The organism is Mycobacterium sp. (assembly GCF_040398885.1).
In the GTDB taxonomy this organism is placed as follows: Bacteria; Actinomycetota; Actinomycetes; order Mycobacteriales; family Mycobacteriaceae; genus Mycobacterium.
In genome coordinates this window covers 1-2,457 of record NZ_JBBATF010000263.1, presented here as the reverse complement: position 1 = coordinate 2,457, position 2,457 = coordinate 1, and the positions used below count along the sequence as shown (strand labels likewise).

3 protein-coding genes and 1 pseudogene are annotated in these 2,457 nt (G+C 69.9%); 3 read left to right on the top strand and 1 reads right to left on the bottom strand.

All coding sequences use genetic code 11. The annotated features are described in order from the left end of the window. A pseudogene (locus tag ADBZ5U_RS15775) lies at window positions 1-251 on the bottom strand (cysteine desulfurase-like protein); the annotation flags it as partial. 227 nt (window positions 252-478) lie between these two features. Between ADBZ5U_RS15775 and ADBZ5U_RS15770 the strand changes: the two are divergent. The 3 genes from ADBZ5U_RS15770 to glfT1 form a co-directional block, all read left to right on the top strand. Next, a complete protein-coding gene (locus ADBZ5U_RS15770) occupies window positions 479-1,003 on the top strand; it encodes a proteasome activator (RefSeq protein ID WP_526811769.1) in 525 nt (174 codons plus the stop codon). A gap of 14 nt (window positions 1,004-1,017) precedes the next feature. Then, a complete protein-coding gene (gene wzt, locus ADBZ5U_RS15765; RefSeq protein WP_526811767.1) occupies window positions 1,018-1,833 on the top strand; it encodes a galactan export ABC transporter ATP-binding subunit Wzt/RfbE in 816 nt (271 codons plus the stop codon). After that, window positions 1,830-2,457: galactofuranosyltransferase GlfT1 (gene glfT1 / locus ADBZ5U_RS15760; RefSeq protein ID WP_526811766.1), on the top strand; the 628-nt coding region annotated here is incomplete at its 3' end. The genes wzt and glfT1, both read left to right, overlap by 4 nt.

Genomic DNA, 2,457 nt, shown 5'->3' with positions numbered 1-2,457 from the left:
CCGAGGACGACGCCGGCGGGGTCGGCGTTGAGCAGATCGGCCACCGCGCGGCGGGCGGCGTCCAGGAAGGCGACACTGCGCTGCGCGGCCGGATGGGGGCCGCCCGGGTTGGCCGCGGTACTGCGGAAGGCCGTGGACACCGCGCTGGCAACGGTCTGCGGGACCAACATGGCGGCGGGTGCGTCCAGGCGGGTCCAGCCGTCGCCCAGATCCGAGTGCAGACCACGCACGCGCGCGACGTCGTACCCCATCGCACCACCTTCGAGCCGCCCGCGAACTGCGTAACCGGAGGAACGCCGCAAAACCCACCCGACGGCGATCCTGACCGCCTCACCATACTAGGGCAGCGAACTTGGCCGCCGCAGCGCCAGTCGGGGTCATGTCGCCGACGCTCGGGCTAGTGTCACTGGAACAACCGGCGCCGCGACGCCGGGCGGCCGGGTCGGGAGCGGGAACGGGAAACGGGAAAGCCACACGCATGACAGACGACAGCGACGACGACATCGAAGTGCTCCCCGGCCAGCCGGGCGAGAGGGCCGGCGACGACGAGGATCAACGCTCGATCACCGACCTCGTCGAGCAGCCTGCCAAGGTGATGCGGATCGGCACCATGATCAAGCAGTTGCTCGAGGAGGTGAAGGCCGCGCCCCTCGACGACGCCAGTCGCACCCGGCTGCGGGAGGTCCACGCGACCAGCATCCGCGAACTCGAGGGCGGCCTGGCACCGGAACTGCGCGAGGAATTGCAGCGCCTGGCGCTGCCGTTCACCGAGGACTCGGTGCCCTCCGACGCCGAACTGCGGATCGCCCAGGCCCAACTGGTCGGCTGGCTGGAGGGACTGTTCCACGGGATCCAGACGGCGCTGTTCGCCCAGCAGATGGCGGCGCGGGCTCAGCTGGAGCACATGCGCCAGGGCGCACTTCCCCCCGGCATGCAGTCGCCGGGGGAACCGGGCGGGTACCCCGGCGGCCATCCGGGCCACGGCACCGGGCAGTACCTGTAGGCCCCGCCGCTCCGATGTCCCCGGATCCCCACATCGAGACCCGCAACGCCTGGGTCGAGTTCCCCATCTTCGACGCGAAGACCCGGTCCATCAAGAAGGCCTTCCTCGGCAAGGCCGGCGGGGCGATCGGCCGCAACGAGAACAACGTCGTGGTGATCGAGGCGTTGCGCGACATCACCATGACACTGAACATGGGCGACCGCGTCGGACTGGTCGGACACAACGGCGCCGGAAAGTCGACCATGCTGCGGCTGCTGTCCGGCATCTACGAGCCGACCCGCGGGCGCACCGTCATACGGGGCCGGGTCGCACCGGTTTTCGACCTGGGCGTCGGGATGGACCCGGAGATCACCGGCTACGAGAACATCATCATCCGCGGGCTGTTCCTCGGGCAGACCCGCAAGCAGATGCTGTCCAAGGTCGACGAGATCGCGGAGTTCACCGAACTCGGCGACTACCTGAACATGCCGCTGCGCACCTACTCCACCGGCATGCGGGTGCGCCTGGCGATGGGAGTGGTCACCAGCATCGACCCCGAGATCCTGCTGCTCGACGAGGGCATCGGCGCGGTGGACGCGGAGTTCCTCAAGAAGGCGCAGACCCGGCTGCAGGCCCTGGTGGAGCGCTCCGGAATCCTGGTGTTCGCAAGCCATTCCAACGAGTTCCTGGCCCGGTTGTGCAAGACCGCGATGTGGATCGACCACGGCGTCGTACGCCTCGCGGGCGGTATCGAGGAGGTGGTGCGGGCCTACGAGGGCGAGGACGCCGCCCGCCACGTCCGCGAGGTGCTCGCCGAGACCAGCCAGGAAGGCTGGGCCGCCCGGCCATGACCATGTTGTGCGCGGTCGTCGTCACCCATCGGCGCCCGGAGGAACTGGGCGAGTCGCTGCGGATGGTGACAGGGCAGAGCCGGATGATCGACCACCTGATCGTGGTGGACAACGACCACGACCAGAGGGTGCGTGACCTCGTGGCCGCGCAACCGGTTCCCAGCACCTACCTCGGTTCGCGCCGAAACCTCGGCGGCGCAGGCGGATTCGCCCTCGGGATGCTGCACGCGCTGGCCCTGGGCGCGGATTGGGTGTGGCTGGCCGACGACGACGGCCGACCGCGTGACGGCGAGGTGCTGGCCACCCTGCTCGCCTGCGCCGAGAGGCACGGTTTGGCCGAGGTCTCCCCGATGGTCTGCGCGCTAGACCGCCCCGACGAACTCGCCTTCCCGTTGCGCCGTGGACTGGTGTGGCGGCGCCGGGCCTCCGAACTGCGCACCGAGGGACCCGGCCAGGACCTGCTGCCGGGAATCGCCTCGCTGTTCAACGGGGCACTGTTCCGCGCCGAAACCATCGAAGCGGTCGGCGTTCCGGACCTTCGGCTGTTCATCCGGGGCGACGAGGTGGACGTGCACCGCCGCCTGGTGCGCAGCGGCCTGCCGTTCGGCACCTGCCTGGACACCG